Below are 2,792 nucleotides of genomic sequence, written 5' to 3' on the forward strand. Positions count from 1 at the left end.
AAAAAGAAAAAAAGAAAAGCAGTTTTTTCACGAAAAACAGCCCTATGCCCTCGCTAAAGCTCGGACGTTTTAACCTCGCTAAAGCTCGGTTGAGGGGCTGTTTTTTTCAAATGATGATTGAGAACCAAAAGCAGAAAAAAGCAAAAGCAACTATGAACTCGCTTCGCTCGTATTTTTTCAAAAGCAAAAGCCCTCGATAGTAAAAATTATCGAGCAGCCAATATTTTTAAAAGCGGTTTTTCAGAGGGGGGAATAAGCGAATTTTCATTGTGTCGTTCGTAGACACTCACTCTGTAAATTTCATTGAAAAATCTAAATGAAAAACGTTGTTGCTTTTCGAACGATCCTTTATCATCAAAATACGGAGTTTTTTTGTGATAAAGGTGTAGTGAGTACACTTTTATTCAAATATAAAAAATCATCAGCTATTTAACGTTTTTTGAATTACATAAAAATCAGTAGCTTAGATAACTGTAAAAACAGCAAATTTTCACTGTACTAACAAGAGTATGAGGTTTTTTTATGGATAATAATTTTGCGATTTTACGGACTGAAAAACTAAAAAATTTTGGCAATATTGGTGGATCACTTGCACATAATTTTCGTGATATTGAAACGCCCAATGCTGATGCTGATCGAACAGTAAAGAACTCTCACAGCTTAAAATCTTCAGCTGAAGTAATGGATGCAATTCAGCTTAGATTGCCTGAAAAAAGACGATCTGATGCAGTGCTTTGTATTGAGCATTTGATTACTGCTAGTCCAACTTGGAGTGGTTGGGGAACTGAAAAAGAACACGAATTTTTTGAAAATTCGAAAAAATGGCTCGAAAAACAGTACGGTTCTAAAAATGTGGTAGCGGTTTCGATTCATAGAGATGAAACAACCCCGCATTTGATCGCATATGTCGTGCCACTTGATGAAGCTACGGGAAAGTTAAATGCTAAAAAATGGCTTGGTGGTCGTGCAAAAATGTCACAGATGCAGAGTGATTTTGCTAATCAAGTAAAATCTTTAGGTCTTGAAAGAGGGATTGAAGGATCCAAAGCAAAACATACCAGGATTAAAGAATATTATGCAAAAGTTAATCAGGATGAAGTCGAAATACAGAGAAATGTATTTTTACCCGATGCTGAATATGATGAAGATAAATACATGTATGCTGAAAGATGCGTTAAATCTGTACTTAAAGATTTACAGAGTGATTTAGCACTTGCTGAACAAACTAAAATTGCTCGTCAGAATGCACAAAAGGCACAAAAAGCTCTAATTGATATGCAAAATGATGTCTTAGCTTATCTGAATGCAAAACGGCATTTAAATGAAAATGAACGTGAAGAACTTGATCAAATGATTAAGATTATCAGCCAAAAATTGCTAGATAGAAGAATTGAAAATAACGGATTTAACGCTGATTTTAATTACTAAAATTCATGTTTTATAAAGCATTTTTTTGATTCGCTTAATTCTATTTTCTAAACCCACAATGCTTTTTTGAAGGCGTTCGCTATACACTTTTTTTTGAAGATCAGAAAATTCTTTAAGTTCATTTTCAAGCTGAGAAATTTTGCCTTGTAGCAAAATTTCTTTTTCAAATTTTGTTATCTCTTTTTCAATCATTTTTATTCCTTGATCAACTAAAAATAACGCCAAATTCTTCAAGTTTATTTTGCCATTGGTCTGCTATGACATCACTTGTGATTTCACTTTGGATACGAGCCATCATTTGCATAATTGATTCATCACCCTGTTTAAACCGGTCTGATAACCGATTAGACATGATTAACCCTGTAATCTTGCTCGCTCTGTGCTGTAAATCGCTCACATTTGCGTTTTTAGGCGGTTTTACGATGTTGGTGGGGATTTCTACGGTTTTTTGCTTAGAAACGCCAGAATCGCTGTTTTTTGCCATTTTTGATGATGCTTTTGGCTTGGCTGTGATGTAGATCGAGTGGATTGAACGCCCTTTCTTCAAAAATTGGATATCTGTAATACTCAAATCTGTTTGATCGTTGATTTCTTTAAGTGCAGGTTCAATAACAAATCTTTTTAAGTCGTTTGTTTTTTTATATTCGGTATCAGAGAAGCAAAACATTGAGCGAATATCGTCAATAGTCAGCTCAATATAGAACTCTTTCCCTTTTCCTAAGTTCTGTTTTTGCTTTAAAAACTCATAAAACCGTAATGAATGAACGCACTTAAACTGCTGAATATTCTTATTTTCATATTGGGTGAAGTAGCCTTGCAGTTGAAGCAGATAGGGCTTTAAATCGGGGTGAAAATCGACAAGTAATGTCCCTCGATTGCTGTTGTAGCGTACCGATGAAAACCAATTAAGTGCGATCCCTTCTTCCTCATCACCAATGATAATAGGTTGTTTATTTAGCTCTAGGGCTGATTTTTTGATGTAGCGATACGCATTTTTAGTGTCGATCCCATGACTTTCGGCAATGCTACGAACATTCACCTCATATTTTTTAAAGTCGGTATCTTCCACGTGTATTTGAGAAATGACGTTATGCAAAACGTATTGTTGGATAATTGTCAGGCGATATTTTGCCGTAATTAGATCATTCGATTTTTTTACAATTTGGTTCACTTCTTTCATGACCAGATCCAATTTTAATTTTGATCGAGTATTACACAACTGCGAGTAAATTAAAATACTCGCTTTTATGTCTTTATTTTCGCATTTGACCGTTATTTTCTCGCATTTGACCGTTATTTTCTCGCATTTGACCGTTATTTTCTCGCATTTCGACCTCTGAAAGCCTTACACAGCAAGGCTTTCA

Annotated in this window: 4 protein-coding genes; 2 read left to right on the forward strand and 2 right to left on the reverse strand. The window is 34.8% G+C overall.

Annotation, left to right across the window (positions count from 1 at the left end; genetic code table 11):
* A partial coding sequence (locus ACEYOS_RS15060; RefSeq protein WP_373797609.1) for a hypothetical protein occupies nt 1-200 on the forward strand: 200 nt, incomplete at its 5' end.
* A gap of 322 nt (nt 201-522) precedes the next feature.
* Nucleotides 523-1,428 (forward strand): MobV family relaxase, encoded by a 906-nt coding sequence (gene mobV, locus ACEYOS_RS15065; RefSeq protein WP_010591709.1) that lies wholly within the window; start codon nt 523-525, stop codon nt 1,426-1,428.
* A 3-nt stretch (nt 1,429-1,431) separates the two neighbouring features.
* Here the strand turns inward: mobV and ACEYOS_RS15070 are convergent, their stop codons facing one another.
* Nucleotides 1,432-1,653, reverse strand: coding sequence for a hypothetical protein (locus ACEYOS_RS15070; RefSeq protein WP_373797610.1), 222 nt, complete (start codon nt 1,651-1,653; stop codon nt 1,432-1,434).
* Nucleotides 1,634-2,608 carry a replication initiation protein gene (locus tag ACEYOS_RS15075; RefSeq protein ID WP_130132688.1) on the reverse strand — a complete coding sequence of 325 codons (975 nt, stop codon included), beginning with the start codon at nt 2,606-2,608 and terminating at the stop codon, nt 1,634-1,636. The genes ACEYOS_RS15070 and ACEYOS_RS15075 overlap by 20 nt, the downstream gene beginning before the upstream one ends.
* Nucleotides 2,609-2,792: the final 184 nt, after the last annotated feature.

Source organism: Kaistella sp. (genome assembly GCF_041824135.1).
Lineage (GTDB): Bacteria > Bacteroidota > Bacteroidia > Flavobacteriales > Weeksellaceae > Kaistella.

Excerpts from the sequence above, each read along its gene's own strand:
- ACEYOS_RS15075 (WP_130132688.1), bottom strand. The coding sequence starts at position 2,608 with ATGAAAGAAGTGAACCAAATTGTAAAAAAATCGAATGATCTAATTACG.
- mobV (WP_010591709.1), top strand. The coding sequence starts at position 523 with ATGGATAATAATTTTGCGATTTTACGGACTGAAAAACTAAAAAATTTT.